The organism is Pseudomonas sp. NPDC087690 (assembly GCF_044743175.1).
In the GTDB taxonomy this organism is placed as follows: domain Bacteria; phylum Pseudomonadota; class Gammaproteobacteria; order Pseudomonadales; family Pseudomonadaceae; genus Aquipseudomonas.
Genome location: NZ_JBIUVX010000061.1, coordinates 1 through 20,283 on the forward strand (window position 1 = coordinate 1; position 20,283 = coordinate 20,283).

16 protein-coding genes and 1 pseudogene are annotated in these 20,283 nt (G+C 59.2%); 4 read left to right on the forward strand and 13 right to left on the reverse strand.

The window, feature by feature from the left end:
* The 6 genes from ACIPIZ_RS27910 to ppsA all read right to left on the reverse strand — a co-directional run.
* Positions 1-718: mechanosensitive ion channel family protein (locus tag ACIPIZ_RS27910; RefSeq protein ID WP_401168673.1), on the reverse strand; the 718-nt coding region annotated here is incomplete at its 3' end.
* 2 nt (positions 719-720) lie between these two features.
* Positions 721-969, reverse strand: a complete 249-nt coding sequence (locus ACIPIZ_RS27915; RefSeq protein ID WP_008076827.1) for a hypothetical protein — start codon at positions 967-969, stop codon at positions 721-723.
* Between the two features lie 63 nt (positions 970-1,032).
* The gene (locus ACIPIZ_RS27920; protein WP_064391268.1) at positions 1,033-2,028 is read right to left on the reverse strand and encodes a zinc transporter ZntB; all 996 of its coding nucleotides are present in this window, start codon (positions 2,026-2,028) and stop codon (positions 1,033-1,035) included.
* A 22-nt stretch (positions 2,029-2,050) separates the two neighbouring features.
* Positions 2,051-2,542: a ribonuclease E activity regulator RraA gene (gene rraA / locus ACIPIZ_RS27925; RefSeq protein ID WP_105707864.1), complete on the reverse strand. Its 492-nt coding sequence runs from the start codon at positions 2,540-2,542 to the stop codon at positions 2,051-2,053.
* Between the two features lie 226 nt (positions 2,543-2,768).
* Entirely contained in the window at positions 2,769-3,758 is a 990-nt protein-coding gene (locus ACIPIZ_RS27930) for an alpha/beta fold hydrolase (protein WP_122661223.1), read from the reverse strand.
* A gap of 184 nt (positions 3,759-3,942) precedes the next feature.
* The gene (gene ppsA / locus ACIPIZ_RS27935) at positions 3,943-6,318 is read right to left on the reverse strand and encodes a phosphoenolpyruvate synthase (RefSeq protein WP_064391264.1); all 2,376 of its coding nucleotides are present in this window, start codon (positions 6,316-6,318) and stop codon (positions 3,943-3,945) included.
* Positions 6,319-6,492: 174 nt separating this feature from the next.
* Here ppsA and ACIPIZ_RS27940 point away from each other — a divergent pair, with 174 nt between their 5' ends.
* Positions 6,493-7,311, forward strand: a complete 819-nt coding sequence (locus ACIPIZ_RS27940; RefSeq protein ID WP_016985584.1) for a pyruvate, water dikinase regulatory protein — start codon at positions 6,493-6,495, stop codon at positions 7,309-7,311.
* 123 nt (positions 7,312-7,434) lie between these two features.
* Here ACIPIZ_RS27940 and ACIPIZ_RS27945 read toward each other — a convergent pair whose 3' ends face one another.
* On the reverse strand, positions 7,435-8,844 hold the full coding sequence (locus ACIPIZ_RS27945) for a PLP-dependent aminotransferase family protein (protein ID WP_401168679.1): 1,410 nt from the start codon (positions 8,842-8,844) through the stop codon (positions 7,435-7,437).
* Positions 8,845-8,959: 115 nt separating this feature from the next.
* Between ACIPIZ_RS27945 and ACIPIZ_RS27950 the strand changes: the two genes are divergently transcribed.
* Complete coding sequence (locus ACIPIZ_RS27950; RefSeq protein ID WP_191631079.1) at positions 8,960-9,874, forward strand: EamA family transporter; 915 nt, start codon at positions 8,960-8,962, stop codon at positions 9,872-9,874.
* A gap of 89 nt (positions 9,875-9,963) precedes the next feature.
* Here the strand turns inward: ACIPIZ_RS27950 and prpD are convergent, their stop codons facing one another.
* From prpD to ACIPIZ_RS27980, 6 genes are all read right to left on the reverse strand, one after another.
* A complete protein-coding gene (gene prpD, locus ACIPIZ_RS27955; protein ID WP_401168682.1) occupies positions 9,964-11,448 on the reverse strand; it encodes a 2-methylcitrate dehydratase in 1,485 nt (494 codons plus the stop codon).
* 376 nt (positions 11,449-11,824) lie between these two features.
* Positions 11,825-13,015, reverse strand: a complete 1,191-nt coding sequence (gene prpF / locus ACIPIZ_RS27960; protein ID WP_401168685.1) for a 2-methylaconitate cis-trans isomerase PrpF — start codon at positions 13,013-13,015, stop codon at positions 11,825-11,827.
* A gap of 54 nt (positions 13,016-13,069) precedes the next feature.
* The gene (acnD, locus tag ACIPIZ_RS27965; protein WP_064391259.1) at positions 13,070-15,664 is read right to left on the reverse strand and encodes a Fe/S-dependent 2-methylisocitrate dehydratase AcnD; all 2,595 of its coding nucleotides are present in this window, start codon (positions 15,662-15,664) and stop codon (positions 13,070-13,072) included.
* 206 nt (positions 15,665-15,870) lie between these two features.
* Positions 15,871-16,998 (reverse strand): 2-methylcitrate synthase, encoded by a 1,128-nt coding sequence (prpC, locus tag ACIPIZ_RS27970; RefSeq protein ID WP_105707852.1) that lies wholly within the window; start codon positions 16,996-16,998, stop codon positions 15,871-15,873.
* 119 nt (positions 16,999-17,117) lie between these two features.
* Entirely contained in the window at positions 17,118-18,008 is an 891-nt protein-coding gene (gene prpB / locus ACIPIZ_RS27975; protein WP_007916432.1) for a methylisocitrate lyase, read from the reverse strand.
* On the reverse strand, positions 18,005-18,727 hold the full coding sequence (locus tag ACIPIZ_RS27980; RefSeq protein ID WP_172828118.1) for a GntR family transcriptional regulator: 723 nt from the start codon (positions 18,725-18,727) through the stop codon (positions 18,005-18,007). Before ACIPIZ_RS27980 ends, prpB begins: the two co-directional genes overlap by 4 nt.
* 357 nt (positions 18,728-19,084) lie before the next feature.
* Here ACIPIZ_RS27980 and ACIPIZ_RS27985 point away from each other — a divergent pair, with 357 nt between their 5' ends.
* The gene (locus ACIPIZ_RS27985) at positions 19,085-19,621 is read left to right on the forward strand and encodes an ATP-dependent zinc protease (RefSeq protein ID WP_053116866.1); all 537 of its coding nucleotides are present in this window, start codon (positions 19,085-19,087) and stop codon (positions 19,619-19,621) included.
* A gap of 5 nt (positions 19,622-19,626) precedes the next feature.
* Positions 19,627-20,190, forward strand: a pseudogene (locus ACIPIZ_RS27990) (UUP1 family membrane protein); the annotation flags it as partial.
* Between the last annotated feature and the right edge of the window lie 93 nt (positions 20,191-20,283).

Genomic DNA, 20,283 nt, shown 5'->3' on the forward strand with positions numbered 1-20,283 from the left:
GGCCATCGACCTCGCCAACACGCACTTGTTGCCCAACCTGATAAAACTCACGCACATAGATTCCCGCAAGAATCTGACCGGCAATTTCCCGGCTTCCCAAACCCATGGCCAGCGCAACCGCCAGACCAACGGTAATCAATACAATGACAATCACATGGTTCAGCAGGTCAGTCTTGACCTCGAGCTGACTGATCGCAACCGAGATGCTGATGATGATCACCAGCCCCTGAGCAATACGTCCCAGCCCGGAAGCGTAGTCCAGGCCTACGCCTTCTGCCGCCCCGCGCACCAGCCCGTTGGCCAGTTGCGCGAGCAAAACACCTACCAGCAATACCAGAGCCGCGCCGAATACTTTCGGCAAATACAGCGCCAACATATCCAGCGTAGCTGAAACTCGCTCAAGTCCAAGGGATTCTGCTGCAGAAACCAAAAATATCAGCAGAACGAACCAATAGACGATTTTGCCGATCAAGGTCGAGATCGGCACTTGCAGCCCGGCTCGCGACATCAATTTGGTCAGGCCGGTGCCGCCCATCAGACGATCGAGGCCCAGTTTGGCGAGCAGCTTGGACAGCAAGGTATCGAGCAGCTTGGCCACGACGAAACCCAACAGCAGCACGACCAGCGCGCCGAACAGGTTCGGAATGAAGTTGGCTACTTTGGTCCACAACGCAGTCATTGCAGTGACGAGGCTCTGAGTCCAGAGGTCGAGTTCCATATTCAATCAGCCTTATCAGCAGTGCGAGCGGTAGGTTTACGAAGACGGGAAACCGGCGAAACATGCGCCGATCCATTATTCAGGGCAATCATCAGCGCGGGCAGCCAGCGGCCCAGCAGGCTGAACAGATCACCGGCGCCAACCTGGCGGTTGGCGGTTTTGAGTACGCGGCCCAGGCAGGCATCGTCGTCGCGGCTGGACGGCGAAGCGTTGAGCATGTCGCGCAAAGACTGTTCAAACGGATCGTGCATACGCACCTCTCGTGATGTCTGTGAAAGACGCGGGCAGATTTGGTCGGGTCACATGCGCCATGTTCAGACCCAGCGCAAACGACGAAATAACCACCACTGACCGAAGGCCAGGGCGAGCACCGTCAAACAGGCGATCAGGAAACCATAAGGGCTGCTGGCGAAGGGAATTCCGCCAACATTTATACCCAGCAAACCGGTGATGAAACTCATCGGTAGAAAGATGCAGGTGATGATGCCGAAACGGTACATCGTGCGATTCATACGCTCGCTCAAACGCCGGTCTTCAGCCTCCAGCACAAGCCCCACGCGCTCTCGGGTCAATTCCAGTTCTTCGAGATAGCGGGTCAGGCTGTTGTTCAATTCGTTCCAGTAATCGGCATCGTCATCGACGAACCACGGCATTTTGATCCGCGTCAATTGACCGAAAATATCCCGCTGCGGTGCGAGAAAACGCTTCAGTCCGGCGGCCCTGCGGCGGATGTGCAAAATGGCCCCATGCTCGGGGGTATACCGTTCGTCGGCATCCATCTTTTCTTCTTCTTCATCGGCGATTTCCGAGAGGCAAGTGACCAGATCCTGCACCTTGTTGGTGAGGAACTGCGCCAGATAAAGAATGAGTTCAGAAGCCGTTTTCGGGCCTTTGCCGTCCGCCAATTGCGCCAGCAACTCATCTGTTGCACGCAGAGGACGCAAACGCAAAGAGATGACGCGTTGGGCGGAGGCAAAAATCCGCACCGAGACCATGTCTTCCGGCTCGGCGCCCGGGTTGAGATTGACTCCGCGCAGGAACAGCAGCAGCTCGGAATCCGGCAGCGGCAACAAACGCGGTCGCGTGTTCTCTTCCAGCAGCAAGTCGCAGGTGAATTCGTTGAGCCCGCTGGATTTGCGCAGCCACGTCTGGGTCTGCGGATGACTGCGATCCCAATGCAGCCACAGGCTTTCATGGGCCTGCAGCCGCAAATCGTCGAGCTCAGTCCTGGCTATCGAACGCGCACCGCCTTTTCCGTCCAGCACCAGGGCATGCACCAGCCCCCATTGCGCGTTTTCTTCCTCGAACATCCGCATCCCTTTGTCGACAGGCTTATTCAGGCATCTTCAGCGGGCTCGGCGAGATGATCACGCCGTTGTTGTCCGCATAAATGTACTGGCCCGGGTGGAACGTCACGCCGGCGAAAGTCACCGGGACATTCAGGTCACCGAGGCCGCGTTTTTCGGTTTTCATCGGGTGGCTGGCCAGTGCCTGCACGCCCAGATCGGTTTGCGCGATGACGTCGACGTCACGAATGCAGCCGTAGATCACCAGCCCTTCCCAACCGTTTTTGGCGGCCTTCTCGGCAATCATGTCGCCCAACAGGGCCCTGCGCAGAGAACCGCCGCCATCAACCACCAACACCTTGCCGTTGCCCTTGAGGTCAGCCTGCTCCTTGACCAGAGAGTTGTCTTCGAAGCATTTGATGGTCACGATTTCGCCGCCGAACGAATCACGGCCGCCGAAATTGCTGAACATCGGTTCCAGCACCTGCACCAGCTCCGGATAGGCATCGCACAGGTCAGGCGTGAGGTAATGGTTCATCGAAAAACTCCTGTAACAAGGAAGACGATCAAGGATGACGCATTCTGTTGAGACGAAATCCGGCGGTCGCTGTTTACCTTAGTCCATCCCATGGTCGCTGAACGAACCTGAACAAACGCTGAAACGTAATAGCTAAACAGCCACCAAAAATGACCAGAACCGCACAATGCGTCATATCTTAGCCGCAAGCCAATCTGAACGAAACGCCCTTTTCAGCGGCGCGACTTCAGACTGCTGCGGCCAGATCCGGCTTATCACCCAGCAAAGGTGTCTGCTGATCGCTCAACCAGCGCGCCACCAACGGCCACACTTCAACCTGCGCCGCTTTGCTCACCAGCATTTCAACATGGCCGAAATTGTCGTTGAAGCCCTGATCACGCCCCAGATTGATGAACTGCTTGTGTTCGGCGCCAATCTGTTCGAACAACTTGCGGCAGGCCCAAGTCGGATCCTGATGATCACCCGCCGCGCTCACCGCCAATACCGGCACCTGAACATCAGCCAGCCCTGCCCACCAGTCCTTGTCCTTGTCGCCAAAACGGCCGAACAAGCCGTACCAGCGCATGCTTTCCAGCGCCAGACCGATCGGCTCATCTTCCGGGCCACGCTTGAGGCGAGAGCCGGACAATTGCGCAAAACGCTTGAGAATGAAGCGACCGCTCCACTCCACTGGCGGGATTTTCAGCGGCCAGTAAGTACGGCTGACCTGGGTGCCGAAAAATGCCGCCGAAGCTACGGCAGGCTCGCCAAGGTATTCGCCACCGAGTGCCGCCGCCAAGGTGATGCCGCCCAGCGAATGGCCGATCCAGTGCGGAATCTGCCCGCTCTGCTCACGCACGAACGCGGCAATCGCCGGCAAGTCGTAACGGGCATAATCGGCGACACGGTTGCGTCGGTATTCCTCGTTGCGCTGCGACAAGCCGTGGCCGCGCATCTCCGGAATCCACACGTCGAAACCCAGACGCGTCAGATACGCGCCCAGCCCCAGACCTTTCGGTGAAAACCAGAAGCGCCGATTGGAAAAACTGCCGTGCAGCAGAATCACCGGCACGCCGCGTGGCTGCGAGTCATCAGCCATGCCCAAACGGGTCACAGCGATTTCCACAGACCAGTCGGGGCTGTTGCCGGGTTTCAGGCGATACACGTCTTCGCTCAGATCACCACGCCGTTCGGCGCTGATCAGGGCGACAGGAAACAGGTTGCTGCTGCTTTGCATAATGCTCTTGCACAAAAAAGGGCGGCATCCGAAGGCGCTCGCCCTACTTCAATCTCAAAGCCCGCCCCTTGTAGGAGTGAGCCTGCTCGCGATTGCGGTGTATCAGCCGACATTTATGGCGGATGTTATGCCGTCTTCGCGAGCAGGCTCGCTCCTACAGGGGAACGGTCCGTTCACATGTTGATCAAGCCGGGGTTTGGCCTTCGGCGAGGAAGAACCAGGTTTCCAGTACGGTGTCCGGGTTCAGCGACACGCTTTCGATGCCCTGTTCCATCAGCCACTTGGCCAGATCCGGGTGGTCGGACGGACCCTGACCGCAGATACCGATGTACTTGCCGGCCTTGTTGCACGCGGCAATCGCGTTGGCCAAGAGCTTCTTGACCGCCGGATTACGCTCGTCGAACAGGTGCGCGATGATGCCCGAATCGCGATCCAGACCCAATGTCAGCTGAGTCAGGTCGTTGGAGCCGATCGAGAAACCATCGAAGAACTCAAGGAATTCTTCAGCAAGGATCGCGTTGGATGGCAGCTCGCACATCATGATCACGCGCAGACCGTTTTCGCCGCGCTTCAAGCCGTTTTCAGCGAGCAGATCGACGACCTGGCTGGCTTCGCCGAGGGTACGGACGAACGGCACCATGATTTCAACGTTGGTCAGGCCCATCTCGTTGCGCACACGTTTCAGCGCGCGGCATTCAAGCTCGAAGCAGTCGCGGAACGATTCGCTGATGTAACGCGAAGCGCCACGGAAGCCCAGCATCGGGTTTTCTTCTTCCGGCTCGTAGAGCTTGCCGCCGATCAGGTTGGCGTATTCGTTGGACTTGAAGTCCGACAGACGCACGATGACTTTTTTCGGCGTGAACGCTGCAGCCAGGGTGCTGATGCCTTCCACCAGTTTGTCGACGTAGAAGTCGACCGGGTCGTTGTAACCGGCGATACGTTTGTCGACGCTGTCCTTGATTTCCTGCGGCAGACCGTCGTAGTTCAACAGCGCTTTCGGGTGCACACCGATCATGCGGTTGATGATGAATTCCAGACGGGCCAGGCCCACACCGGCGTTCGGCAGTTGCGCGAAATCGAAGGCGCGGTCCGGGTTACCGACGTTCATCATGATCTTGAATGGCAGCTCCGGCATGGCGTCGACGGAGTTCTTCTTGATGTCGAAGCCCAGCTCGCCTTCGAAGATGTAACCGGTGTCGCCCTCGGCGCAGGACACGGTCACGCCCTGACCATCCTTCAGCAGTTGGGTGGCGTTGCCGCAACCGACCACGGCCGGAATGCCCAGCTCACGAGCGATGATCGCCGCGTGGCAGGTACGCCCGCCACGGTTGGTGACGATGGCGCTGGCGCGCTTCATCACCGGTTCCCAGTCCGGGTCGGTCATGTCGGATACGAGCACGTCGCCCGGCTGGACTTTGTCCATTTCGGAGACGTCTTTAATGATGCGCACTTTACCGGCGCCGATGCGCTGGCCGATGGCGCGACCTTCAACCAGCACGGTGCCGGTTTCTTTCAACAGGTAACGTTCCATGACGTTGGCCTGGGTGCGGCTTTTCACGGTTTCCGGACGGGCCTGCACGATGTACAGCTTGCCGTCGTCACCGTCCTTGGCCCACTCGATGTCCATCGGGCAGCCGTAGTGCTTCTCGATGATCATCGCTTGCTTGGCCAGCTCGCTGACTTCAGCGTCGCTCAGGCAGAAACGCGCACGGTCAGCCTTTTCAACGTCGATGGTCTTGACCGAACGACCGGCCTTGGCCTCGTCGCCGTAGATCATCTTGATGGCTTTGCTGCCCAGATTGCGACGCAGGATCGCCGGACGACCGGCCTCCAGCGTGCCCTTGTGGACGTAGAACTCATCCGGGTTGACCGCGCCTTGTACAACGGTTTCGCCCAGGCCGTAGGCGCCGGTGATGAACACCACGTCACGGAAACCGGATTCGGTATCGAGGGTGAACATCACGCCGGCAGTGCCGGTTTCCGAACGCACCATGCGCTGCACGCCAGCCGACAGGGCGACCAGTTTGTGGTCGAAGCCCTGGTGCACGCGGTAGGAAATGGCACGGTCGTTGAACAGCGAAGCGAACACCTCTTTGGCGGCGCGGATAACGTTTTCCACACCACGGATGTTCAGGAAGGTTTCCTGCTGACCGGCGAACGAGGCGTCCGGCAAGTCTTCGGCGGTGGCGGAAGAACGCACGGCCACGGCCACGTCAGGGTTGCCGGCCGACAGCGCGGCGAACGCGGTGCGGATTTCGGCATTCAGTTTTTCGGGGAATTCGGCTTCCATGATCCATTGGCGGATCTGTGCGCCGGTCTTGGCCAGGGCGTTGACGTCGTCGACGTCAAGCGCGTCGAGGGCCTGGTGGATCTGGTCGTTCAAGCCGCTCAGTTCGAGGAAGTCGCGATAGGCCTGGGCGGTGGTGGCAAAGCCGCCAGGGACCGACACACCGGCGCCTGCCAGGTTGCTGATCATCTCGCCCAGGGATGCGTTCTTGCCCCCCACATGCTCAACATCGTGTTTGCCGAGCTTATCGAGGGAAACTACGTACTCTACCAAGGTGATCTCTCCACTAACTGTGTTGGAAAAGCTCAGAAACCGGCGGCCCGGGGGAGCCTTGGCCGGTTGTATGGCCTGGACCTGGAAAATAAGTGAGAATGCTGGCCATTGGCGGCCAACAAATCGCGCCTATCATATCCAGAAATGCTCATTAGCTTAAGGCCCAAGGTGCAAATGAAACGATCTGCTTTCTTCATCTCCGATGGCACCGGCATTACCGCCGAAACCCTGGGTCAAAGCCTTCTGGCGCAGTTCGAAAACATTACCTTCAGCAAATTCACGCGACCGTACATCGACAGCGTTGAAAAAGCGCGGGCCATGGTACAACAAATCAACAAAGCCGCCGAAACCGACGGCTTTCGCCCAATCATCTTCGATACCATCGTCAATCAGGACATCCGTGAGATTCTCGCAACGTCCAATGGTTTCATGATCGACATTTTCTCGACCTTCCTCGCCCCGCTGGAGCAGGAACTGACCGAGCATTCTTCCTACACCGTCGGCAAGTCCCATTCGATCGGGCACAACTCCAATTACATGGAGCGCATCGAGGCGGTCAACTTTGCCCTCGACAACGACGACGGGGCGCGCACCCACTATTACGACAAAGCCGACCTGATACTAGTGGGCGTGTCGCGATGCGGCAAAACCCCGACGTGTCTGTACATGGCGATGCAGTTCGGCATCCGCGCGGCGAACTATCCGCTGACCGAAGACGACATGGAACGCCTGACCCTGCCGAACGCCCTGCGCGCCCATCAGCACAAGCTGTTCGGCCTGACCATCGATCCCGATCGCCTCACCGCGATCCGCAACGAACGCAAGCCAAACAGCCGTTATTCGAGTTACGCCCAGTGCGAATTCGAAGTGCGTGAAGTAGAGAATCTGTTCCGCCGCGAAAATATTCCCAACATCAACTCCACGCATTTTTCGGTGGAAGAGATTTCGGCGAAGATTCTGGTGGAGAAAGGTGTCGAGCGGCGCTTCAAATAGATTTGCGGTGTCTGTGCGACCGCTATCGCGAGCAGGCTCACTCCTACAGTTGATCTTCAGCGGGCACAGATCATGTGGACGACAGAGATTCATTGTAGGAGTGAGCCTGCTCGCGATGAACGATCACACTGTCTCTGTCAGTGCCTGACTTAAAGCTTCAAAACCTGCAAGCAACAACCGATCATCCCCCACCGAATTACACACACTCACCCGAATGAACTGCGGCACCGCTGCATGCCCCACCGCAAACGCCTCAGCGGTAGCGACCAGATAATTGTTCTCCTTCAACTCCGCCGCAATCTGCGAGGCGCGCCACAACTGCGGCACCTCCACCCAGAAGTGCGGGCTGTAAGGGTGAGTCTTATAGTTCAAGCCTTCCAGAGCAGGCGAAACCAGTGCCTTGCGTCGTCCGATCTCGCTGATCTGCTCGTCCAGCAGGCGCTCGGCCATACCGCTTTCAATCCACAGACTGGCGACCTCCATCGATAACGGATTGGCCATCCAGCACGTCGCACGAACGGCTGCACTCAAACGCCCGACCAACGCCTGCGGCGCATGCAGGTAACCGACGCGCAATCCCGCCGAAACAGCCTTGCTCAAACTGCCGATCAACACTGAACGCTCCGGGGCGAAATAACTCAGCGGCAACGGCCGTTGGCGATCCAGCACGGCATGCGCTTCGTCTTCGATGATCAGCAGATTGTGTTGGCGACAGACTTCGGCAATCGCCTCGCGCCGTGGGACAGACATCACCGCCGCCGTAGGATTCTGGATTGTCGGTGTGCAATACAGCGCCGAAACACGATGCTGACGGCAGACATCCTCCAGCGCCGAAGGCAAAAGTCCTTCGTCATCCATCGCCGCGCCAAGCAGTCTTATGCCCAACTGACGGGCGACACTGATCAATCCCGGGTAGGACAAATGCTCGGTGACCAGCGTGTCGCCGGCCTTGAGCAGCCCCATCAACGCGCACAGCAAACCATGTTGACCACCGTTGACGCACAGCACTTGATCGGCGTGCGGCACGAATTCGCCATGGCTGAGCCACACCGCTCCCGCCACACGATGCCGTGCCATCCCGGCTTCAGCGGTGTACCCACTCAATTGCCGCAGGACGTCTGGCTCGTTGGCCAGATCCAACAGACTTTGACGCATGAGTTCGGCTTCCTGTCCGGGCATCGGTTGATTTCGACTCATGTCCAGGCAGGTGGATGGCTCATCGCTGACATTGCGAAAGCCTTTGTCCTGCGGCCGATCCATACCGCGCTGACGCACGTAAGTGCCATCGCCTACACGGGCGACGACCAATCCCACACGTTCCAGCTCACCGTAGGCACGGCTGATCGTACCGATGGTCACGCCGAGGCTGTCGGCCAACAACCGATGCGGTGGCAACTTGCAACCGGCCTCGATCACACCCTCATCGATGGCCTGAGCGACACCTTCGGCGAGGCGTTTGTACTTCACGCCGACGCCATTGCTTAGTCCGTCACGGAGGATTGACACCATGGCAATACTTACTTTGACAGTCATTGTCACCCCGAATAGCGTGTTGAAAACAGGTTCAATCAGAAATAGACCGTTTCCGCGATCAGGTCAATTCCACCGTTCGGAGTACGCCCACATGTCGACTGCCGTCAGCACACCGATGAACATCAGCAAACCCTGGCTCGCCGGACTGCTCACCAGCACCTTGTTTCTGATTGTCTGCCTGAGTTGGGGCACCACATGGTTGGGGATCAAGATTGCCGTGGAAAGCGTGCCGCCGCTGACCGCCGCGGGACTGCGCTTTCTGATCGCGTTTCCGCTGTTTCTGAGTTTCGCGTTGTTGCGCAAGGAACCGCTGTTGTTCCCCCGGCAAAGCCGCTGGTTTTGCGTGTTCGTCACGCTGTCGTATTTCAGCCTGCCTTACTACCTGCTCAACTACGGCGAAATGCACGTCTCGTCCGGCCTGACAGCGCTGCTGTTCAGTTGCATGCCGGTGTTTATCCTGTTGTTTTCCGCGCTGTTTCTGCGCGAGAAAATCTACCCGTCGCAAATGCTCGGCATCGCGATTGGTTTCGGCAGCCTGTTCATGATTATTCGCAGCCAGGGTTTGCATCTGGATCAGGCCGAATGGCTAGGAGTGCTGGCGATTCTCTGTGCCGCCGTGATGCATGCGCTGTGCTACGTGGTGACGAAAAAACACGGCAGTGCGATCAGCGTGATCACCTACAACACGCTGCCCATCGGCATCGCCGGGGCGATGTTATTTATTGTCGGGTTGAGCGTTGAGGCGCCGGTTTTTCAGGACATCACGACGCGCTCATGGGGTGCCCTGCTCTATCTCGGGCTGGTGGCGTCGGTCGGTGGATTCATCGTCTACTTTTTGCTGCTCAAACGCCTGAGCCCGATCATTCTGTCGTTCGTATTCATCATTTTTCCGGTGTTCGCCGTGATCATCGGCGCCTGGTACGAGGGGCAAACCTTGTCCCGGGAGCTGATGATCTATTCGGCGATCCTGTTGAGCGGGTTTGCCATTACCAAATTACCCATCGAAAAATGGCGTACGCGGCCCGTGTAGGAGCTGCCGAAGGCTGCGATCTTTTGATCTTGTTTTTTACAATCAAAGTCAAAAGATCGCAGCCTGCGGCAGCTCCTACAGGTTTTTCGTCAGATCACAAGTAGGTCGACGAAACGGTTTACCGGGGTGGACTCCAGAAGCGCCTGATCCTTGCACAACGAAAAGATTTCGCCGCTGCGCTGGCCGGTGAAACGTGTGGCGAGGTTGGCTTTGAACTTGTCCTCCAATAACGGAATACCCTCGGCGCGACGGCGACGGTGGCCGATCGGGTATTCCACCACGACGTTGTCTGTGCTGCTGCCATCCTTGAAAAACACCTGTACGGCGTTGGCAATCGAGCGTTTGTCGGCTTCGAGGTATTCGCGGGTGAAACGCGGTTCTTCAACGATGACCATTTTCTCGCGCAACACATCGATGATCGGATGCGCCCGGTGGAAATCGTCTTCGTATTGCTCGGCGACCAGATTGCCGAAGGCCAGTGGCACGGCGGTCATGTACTGGATGCAGTGGTCGCGGTCGGCGGCATTGGCCAGCGGCCCGACCTTGGAAATGATGCGAATCGCCGATTCATGAGTGGTGATAACGATGCGGTCGATTTCATGCAGACGGTTGCGCACTTGCGGATGCAGGGTCACCGCCGCTTCGCAAGCCGTTTGCGCGTGGAATTCGGCGGGGAAGCTGATCTTGAACAGGACGTTTTCCATCACGTAACTGCCGAACGCGCGCGAGAAACTGAAGGCGCGTTTATCTTCCGGTTTCAACGCCAGATCGCTGTTGGTATGGCTGAACAACACGTCATAGAAACCCCACTGCTTCGCGGTTAACACGCCGGGAATGCCCATTTCGCCGCGCATGGCAATGTCAGCCAGACGTACACCGCGACTCGACGCATCTCCCGCCGCCCAGGATTTTCGCGAACCGGCGTTGGGGGCATGACGGTAAGTGCGCAGCGCCTGACCATCGGCGAATGCATGGGACAACGCCGACAACAGTTGCTCGCGATTGGCGCCCATCAGTTTGGCGGTGACGGCGGTTGAGGCGACTTTCACCAGTATGACGTGATCGAGTCCTACACGATTGAAGGAGTTTTCCAGGGCGATCACGCCTTGAATCTCGTGGGCCATGATCATCGCTTCCAGCACATCGCGAATGGTCAGCGGTGCTTCAGCGTTGGCCACGCGCTTCTGCGACAAGTGATCCGCAACCGCGAGAATGCCGCCGAGGTTGTCTGAGGGATGCCCCCACTCGGCGGCGAGCCAGGTGTCGTTGTAGTCGAGCCAGCGGACGATGCAGCCGATGTCCCACGCGGCTTTGACCGGGTCGAGGCGAAAAGACGTGCCGGGGACTCGTGCGCCAAACGGCACGACGGTGCCTTCGACCATCGGGCCAAGGTGCTTGGTGCATTCAGGGAAACGCAATGCCAGCAGGCCGCAGCCCAGCGTGTCCATCAGGCAGTTGCGGGCGGTGTCGAGGGCTTCGGCAGATTCGGTTTTGAAGGTGAGGACATAGTCGGCGATGTCCTGCAGGACACGGTCGTAGTCGGGGCGGTTGTTCAGGTCGACGTTGGCGCTCATTGCGGTTCTCCTGTGCGGAAATGATGAGTGGTGCGGTCTTCCTCAGGGCTTGGCGGGTTTGGTCTGGTTGATTGCAGGTCTGGGGTGCCTGCTTGTTTTGTGTTTCTTCAGTGAGTGGCCCCTCACCCTAGCCCTCTCCCGAGGGAGAGGGAACCGATTGGGGGATGCTGTAGAGGTTCACCGACGTGAACGATCGCCATTGAATCCATAATCGATCTGGTCAATGCACAATTTCAAACACCTCGGTCGGCCCCTGAACCCATAATCGACTCAATCTTTCAGGTCGATGTACAACCCCAGACACCTCGGTCGGCCCCCTCTCCCTTTGGGAGAGGGCTGGGCGGGCGGCGTTCCGATGAGGGTGAAAAATCTCAAATCAGAAAGAATCACCCGGGATACGCACGTAGCCTTCCATGAGAACGCGTGCGCTACGGCTCATGATGGCTTTCTTCACCACCCACTCACCGTTTTCCAGACTGGCTTCAGCGCCAACGCGCAACGTCCCGGACGGATGCCCAAAGCGCACAGCATTGCGTTCAACGCCACCTGCAGCAAGGTTCACCAGCGTGCCGAAAATGGCCGCCGCCGTACCGATCGCCACCGCCGCCGTGCCCATCATCGCGTGGTGCAACTTGCCCATCGACAACGCCCGCACCAGCAAATCCACATCACCGGCGCCAACCGCTTTGCCACTCGACGCCACGTAATCTGCAGGCTTGGCGACAAACGCGACTTTCGGCGTGTGCTGCCGCTTGGCCGCTTCGTCCAGATTGGAGATCAGGCCCATGCGCAGCGCGCCGTAAGCACGAATGGTCTCGAACATTTGCAGCGCTTGCGGATTGCTGTTGATCGCGCCTTGCAACTCGGTGCCGGTGTAACCAATGTCTTCGGCGTTGACGAAAATCGTCGGGATGCCGGCGTTGATCATGGTCGCCTTGAACGTGCCAACGCCCGGCACTTCCAGCTCATCGATCAGGTTGCCGGTAGGAAACATCGACCCTCCGCCGCCCTCTTCTTCCGCCGCCGGGTCCATGAATTCGACTTGTACTTCGGCAGCCGGAAAAGTCACGCCGTCGAGTTCGAAATCACCGGTTTCCTGCACTTCGCCGTTGGTGATCGGCACGTGGGCAATAATGGTTTTGCCGATGTTGGCCTGCCACACGCGCACCACCGCAACACCGTTGTGCGGAATGCGGCTGGCCTCGACCAGACCGTTGCTGATGGCGAACGAACCGACCGCTGCCGAGAGGTTGCCGCAGTTGCCGCTCCAGTCCACGAACGGCTTGTCGATGGAGACCTGACCAAACAGGTAATCGACGTCGTGATCAGCCTTGGTGCTTTTCGACAGGATCACGGTTTTGCTGGTGCTCGAAGTCGCGCCGCCCATGCCGTCGATCTGCTTGTCGTAGGGGTCGGGGCTGCCGATGACGCGCAGCAATAAAGCGTCGCGAACCGGACCGGGAACCTGCGCCGCTTCGGGCAGATCCTTGAGGCTGAAGAATACGCCTTTGCTGGTACCACCGCGCATGTAGGTGGCGGGGATCTTTATTTGTGGTGCGTGAGCCATGATGCTCCTTAACGAGGGCATGGGGCCTGAAACCCCACGCCCACATCAGTTGATTTAAACGGCAACCGCCGACTCTTCAAGGAAGTCCTGAGCGAAGCGTTGCAACACGCCGCCGGCCTCGTAGATCGACACTTCTTCAGCGGTATCCAGACGGCAAGTCACCGGCACCTCAACGCGCTCGCCATTCTTGCGATGGATCACCAAGGTTAGATCCGCGCGCGGTTTGCGCTCACCGATCACGTCGTAGGTTTCGCTGCCGTCGATGGCCAGGGTGTGACGGTCGGTGCCCGCTTTGAACTCCAGCGGCAACACGCCCATGCCCACCAGGTTGGTGCGGTGAATGCGCTCGAAACCTTCAGCGGCAATCGCCTCGACACCGGCCAGACGCACGCCTTTCGCCGCCCAGTCGCGGGACGAACCCTGACCGTAATCGGCGCCGGCGATGATGATCAGCGGCTGCTTGCGTTCCATGTAAGTTTCGATGGCTTCCCACATGCGCATGACCTTGCCTTCCGGCTCGACCCGCGCCAGCGAACCCTGTTTGACCTTGCCGTTTTCCACGACCATTTCGTTGAACAGTTTCGGGTTGGCGAACGTCGCGCGTTGTGCGGTCAAGTGGTCACCACGGTGCGTTGCGTAGGAGTTGAAGTCCTCTTCCGGCAGGCCCATTTTCGCCAGGTATTCGCCGGCGGCGCTGTCGAGCATGATCGCGTTGGAGGGCGACAGGTGATCGGTGGTGATGTTGTCCGGCAGCACCGCCAACGGGCGCATACCCTTCAGCGGACGCGCGCCGGCCAGTGCGCCTTCCCAGTACGGCGGACGGCGGATGTAGGTGCTCATCTCGCGCCAGTCGTACAGCGGCGTAACCTTCGGGCCGGTGTCTTCATGGACGGCGAACATTGGAATGTAGACCTGACGGAACTGCTCAGGCTTGACCGAAGACTTCACCACGGCGTCGATTTCTTCGTCGCTCGGCCAGATGTCTTTCAGGCGGATTTCTTTGCCGTCGACCACGCCCAACACATCCTTCTCGATGTCGAAACGGATGGTCCCGGCGATGGCGTACGCCACCACCAGCGGCGGCGACGCGAGGAACGCTTGTTTGGCGTACGGGTGGATGCGGCCATCGAAGTTGCGGTTGCCCGAGAGCACAGCGGTGGCGTACAGATCGCGGTCGATGATTTCTTGCTGGATCAGCGGATCCAGCGCGCCGGACATACCGTTGCAAGTGGTGCAGGCGAAGGCGACGACGCCGAAACCGAGCTGCTCCAGCTCCGTGGTCAACCCTGCTTCGTCGAGGTACAGCGCCACGGTTTTCGAACCCGGTGCCAGCGAGGATTTCACCCACGGTTTGCGGGTCAGGCCGAGCTTGTTGGCGTTGCGCGCGAGCAGGCCGGCAGCGATGACGTTGCGCGGGTTGCTGGTGTTGGTGCAACTGGTGATGGCGGCGATGATCACCGCGCCGTCAGGCATTTGCCCCGGCACGTCATCCCACTGCCCGGAGATGCCTTTGGCCGCCAGATCCGACACCGCAACGCGAGCGTGAGGGTTGCTCGGGCCAGCCATGTTGCGCACCACCGAGGACAAATCGAAAGTCAGGCCACGCTCGTATTGCGCGCCTTTCAGGCTGTCGGCCCAGAGGCCGGTGAGCTTGGCGTACTGCTCGACGAGCTGCACTTGCTGATCTTCACGACCGGTGAGTTTCAGGTAATCGATGGTCTGCTGATCGATGTAGAACATCGCCGCCGTAGCGCCGTATTCCGGGGCCATGTTGGAAATGGTCGCGCGGTCGCCGAGGGTCAGCGCAGCGGCGCCTTCGCCGAAGAACTCCAGCCATGCGCCGACGACTTTCTGTTTGCGCAGGTATTCGGTCAGCGCCAGCACCATGTCGGTGGCGGTGATGCCCGGTTGCAGCTTGCCGGTCAGTTCGACGCCAACGCTTTCCGGCAGACGCATCCACGACGCGCGACCGAGCATCACGCTCTCGGCTTCAAGGCCGCCAACGCCGATGGCGATCACGCCCAACGCATCGACGTGCGGGGTGTGGCTGTCGGTGCCGACGCAGGTGTCAGGGAACGCGACGCCTTCACGCACCTGGATCACCGGCGACATTTTCTCCAGGTTGATCTGGTGCATGATGCCGTTGCCCGGCGGGATCACATCAACGTTCTTGAAAGCCTTTTTGGTCCAGTTGATGAAGTGGAAACGGTCTTCATTGCGCCGGTCTTCGATGGCGCGGTTTTTCTCGAACGCCTGCTTGTCGAAACCGCCCGCTTCCACCGCCAGCGAATGGTCGACGATCAATTGCGTCGGCACTACCGGGTTGACTTGCGCCGGGTCACCGCCCTGCAAGGCGATCGCGTCGCGCAGGCCAGCGAGGTCGACCAGCGCGGTCTGGCCGAGAATATCGTGGCAGACCACACGCGCCGGGAACCACGGGAAGTCGAGGTCGCGTTTGCGTTCGATCAGTTGCTTGAGGGAATCGGTGAGCGTGGCCGGGTCGCAGCGACGCACGAGGTTTTCCGCCAGCACGCGGGAGGTGTACGGCAGGGTGTCGTAACTGCCGGGCTGGATCGCTTCGACAGCCGCGCGAGCGTCGAAATAATCCAGAGGACTGCCGGGCAGGGTTTTGCGCAATTCTGTGTTCATCGGGTCAGGACTCGGGGCACGGTGGTTGCAAGGATGATGCCTGGCACCGACTTCGAAATTCACACTGAACCCTGTGGGAGCTGGCTTGCCAGCGATAGCGGTGGGTCAGTCAGCATCATTGTTGGATGTGACGCCGTCATCGCTGGCAAGCCAGCTCCCACAGGGATTTAGGTGAGCTTCGAGATCAGTATTCGGCCCTCACCATTTCAGCGACGTTCGATTGGCACGAACTTGCGCTGTTCAACGCCGACGTACTCGGCGCTTGGACGGATGATGCGGTTGTTGGCGCGCTGTTCGAACACGTGCGCAGCCCAGCCGGTCAGGCGCGAGCAAACGAAGATCGGCGTGAACAGCTTGGTCGGAATGCCCATGAAGTGGTACGCCGAGGCATGGTAGAAATCGGCGTTCGGGAAGAGTTTTTTCTGTTCCCACATGGTCTTGTCGATGGCTTCGGAAACCGGGAACAGCACCTTGTCACCGACTTCGTCAGCCAGCTGTTTCGCCCAGCCTTTGATCACTTCGTTGCGTGGATCGCTGTCCTTATAGATCGCGTGGCCGAAGCCCATGATCTTGTCCTTGCGCTCAAGCATGCCGAGGGTGCCTTTGATCGCCTCTTCCGGCGACGAGAAGCGTTCGATCATTTCCATCGCTGCTTCGTTGGCGCCACCGTGCAGCGGGCCGCGCAGCGAACCAATGGCGGCGGTGACGCAGGAATACAGATCGGACAACGTCGAGGCGCAGACGCGGGCGGTGAAGGTCGAGGCGTTGAATTCGTGCTCGGCGTAAAGGATCAGCGAGACGTTCATCACTTTGACGTGCAGTTCGCTTGGCTTCTTGTCGTGCAACAGATGCAGGAAGTGGCCGCCAATGGTCGGCTCGTCGCTGACACAATTGATGCGCTTGCCGTCGTGGCTGAAGCGATACCAGTAGCACATGATCGCCGGGAACGCGGCGAGCAGGCGGTCAGTCTTGTCGCGCTGCTCGGAGAAGTCTTTCTCCGGTTCGATATTGCCAAGGAACGAGCAACCGGTGCGCATCACGTCCATCGGGTGGGCGTCGGCGGGGATGCGTTCGAGCACTTCCTTCAGCGCTTGCGGCAGGTCGCGCAGCTTGCTCAGCTTGCTCTGGTATTCGTCGAGTTGTGCCTGGGTCGGCAGTTCGCCGTAGAGCAGCAGGTACGCGACTTCTTCAAATTGTGCATCGGCTGCCAGTTCGCGCACGTCGTAGCCGCGATAGGTCAGCCCGGCACCGGCCTGGCCCACGGTGGACAGTGCGGTTTGCCCGGCAACCTGGCCACGGAGCCCGGCGCCACTGAGTACTTTTGCTTCGGCCATTGTGTTCTCCAATCTTGAATTTGTTAGGGAGTGTGGCGAAAAGATCGCAGCCTCGTTGCACTCGACAGCTCCTACAGGGATCTGTGTAGGAGCTGCCGCAGGCTGCGATCTTTTGATCTTTATTTCTTCGCGGCAAACAACGCATCGAGCTTCTGCTCGAAGGTGTGGTAATCGATGCGATCGTAGAGCTCCATGCGAGTCTGCATGGTGTCGATGACATTCTGCTGCGTGCCGTCGCGACGGATCGCCGTGTAGACGTTTTCCGCCGCCTTGTTCATCGCGCGGAACGCCGACAGCGGATAGAGCACCAGCGACACGTCGGCGCCGGCCAGTTGCTCGGTGGTGTAAAGCGGTGTTGAGCCGAACTCGGTGATGTTGGCCAGAATCGGCGCTTTCACGCGGTTGGCGAACAGCTTGTACATCTCCAGTTCGGTGATGGCTTCCGGGAAGATCATGTCGGCGCCGGCCTCGATGCACGCGGCAGCGCGATCGAGTGCCGATTCCAGACCTTCCACCGCCAGCGCATCGGTGCGCGCCATGATCACGAAGCTGTCATCGGTGCGGGCATCGACGGCGGCTTTGATGCGGTCGACCATTTCCTGCTGGCTGACGATCTCTTTGTTCGGACGGTGGCCACAACGCTTGGCGCCAACCTGATCCTCAATGTGAATCGCCGCCGCGCCAAACTTGATCATCGATTTGACGGTGCGCGCCACGTTGAATGCCGACGAGCCGAAACCGGTGTCCACATCGACCAGCAGCGGCAGATCGCAAACGTCGGTGATACGGCGCACGTCGGTCAGCACGTCATCCAGGCCGGTGATACCCAGGTCCGGCACGCCGAGCGAGCCTGCGGCCACCCCGCCACCGGACAGGTAGATCGCCTTGAAACCGGCGCGCTTGGCCAGCAGCGCGTGGTTGGCGTTGATCGCGCCGACCACCTGCAATGGATGCTCGCTGGCGACCGCATCGCGGAAACGCTGGCCTGGAGTGCTGTGCTTGGAACTCATGACTCACCTCGTTCAGTGGCTGTCTTATTGTGGGCGCCGTCCTGGTAATGACGGGCAATGTTGCGTTTCGAGGCGCCGATGTGACGGCGCATCAACAATTCCGCGAGTTCGCCGTCACGGTCGGCGATGGCATCGAGAATCCGGTGGTGTTCGGCAAACGCCTGGCGCGGGCGGTTCGGTGTGGTGGAAAACTGGATGCGGTACATGCGCACCAGTTGATACAGCTCGCCGCAGAGCATCTGCGTCAACGTACGGTTGCCGCTGCCCTGGATGATCCGGTAGTGGAAATCGAAATCGCCTTCCTGCTGGTAGTAACCGACGCCAGCCTGAAACGCCGCGTCGCGCTCATGGGTCTCCAGCACGCGGCGCAGTTCGTCGATTTCTTCGACGCTCATGCGCTCGGCCGCCAGACGGCAGGCCATGCCTTCGAGGGATTCGCGGATTTCGTAGAGTTCGAGCAATTCGGCATGGCTGAGCGATACCACGCGTGCGCCGACGTGCGGTACGCGCACCAGCAGGCGCTGGCCTTCGAGACGATGGATCGCCTCACGTAACGGCCCGCGGCTGATGCCGTAGGTGCGCGCCAGCTCCGGCTCGGAGATCTTGCTGCCCGGGGCGATCTCGCCTTTGACGATGGCCGCTTGAATGCGCCGGAAGACGTTTTCCGAAAGCGTCTCGGAATCGTCGCCGCTAATGACCGGGGGATCGAGTTGATCCAGCATGATTGTCGACACCTTTAAATCCAATGCGGCAAAAACTAGCCAATTCGCCCGCATCAGTCAAAGGATAAATGGGTATTGTCGACAATCGTCTAATAACCTTAAAAGATCGCAGCCGTCGGCAGCTCCTACAGGGCGCACGCAAATCCAATGTAGGAGCTGCCGAAGGCTGCGATCTTTTGATCTTTTATAGACCGGCCCAAGCGCTGGCGCCATAAACCCACCGTGCTAGAATGCCGCCCGCATTTGCTGGCCATTTGTACGGCTTGTCATAAAAAGCTGATAGGCACACGAAGGGCCTTGCGCAAGTTTTGCCAAGGACCTGAACCGAAAACGGAACGCTGCGCACCAGGATTTATGAGACTCAAGCCCTTCCCCACATTCTTTGCCCTGTTTTGCCTGCCCGGCCTTGCCGCCGCGGGGGAAAAAACCGTGTACGGCCTCAACGAATACGCTTCGCTTGACGGCATCAATCTCGAAGTTGCGGCCAAACTCGATACCGGCGCGAAAACCGCCTCGCTGAGTGCCCGCGACATTAAACGCTTCAAACGCAACGGCGAGTCCTGGGTACGTTTCTACCTGGCCATCGACGCCGCGCATTCGCACCCGATCGAACGGCCACTGGCCCGGGTCAGCAAGATCAAGCGCCGTGCCGGCGACTACGACCCGGAAGAAGGCAAGAAGTACACCGCCCGTCCGGTGATCGAGCTGGATATCTGCATGGGCACGGCAATGCGCAGCATCGAAGTGAACCTGACCGACCGAAGTGCGTTCCAATACCCGCTTTTGATTGGCTCCGAGGCGCTGAAACGCTTCGATGCGCTGGTCGATCCAAGCCTTAAATACGCTGCCGGCAAACCCGCCTGCACCATCGCCGCTCATACCGCCGAGTAATTTCCATGCGTTCTCTAACCTTCCACCTGAAAATCCTGATCACCATTCTGGTGCTGCTGGGCGTTTCGGTTACGGCCTATCAGATTTTCGTACTCGGCATCCCGGTGACCGAAGATGCGACCGACGACTTGTGGAACATCGACGCCAAGGTCGAGTTCGTCGCCAGCACCAAGGATCCGGTGAAGATCCAGATGTTCGTGCCGCCATTGAGCCGCGATTACGTCAGCCTCAACGAAAGCTTTATCTCCAATAACTACGGCGTCGCCGTGAACCGCGTCGACGGCAACCGCAAGGTGACCTGGTCGGCCCGTCGCGCGAAGGGCAACCAGACGCTTTATTACCGTCTGGTGCTGACCAAGCGTTACACCGCGGAAAAAACCAAGATCAAAGGCCCGACCTTCCGCGACAGCATCGCCATCGAAGGCCCGGAAAAAATCGCCGCCGAAGCCCTGCTCGCGCCGATCCGCCAGCACTCGGCTGACGTCGAAACCTTCATCGGCGAGGCGATCAAACGCGTCAACAACCTCAACGATGACAACGTGAAACTGCTGCTGGCCGGCGATCCGTCGACCGCGCGCTAGCTCGGCAAAACACCACTCCTCGAGCGCCAAAAAACCGCAACCGATCATTTTCGGTGCCCACGTAGACCGAAACCATAGGTA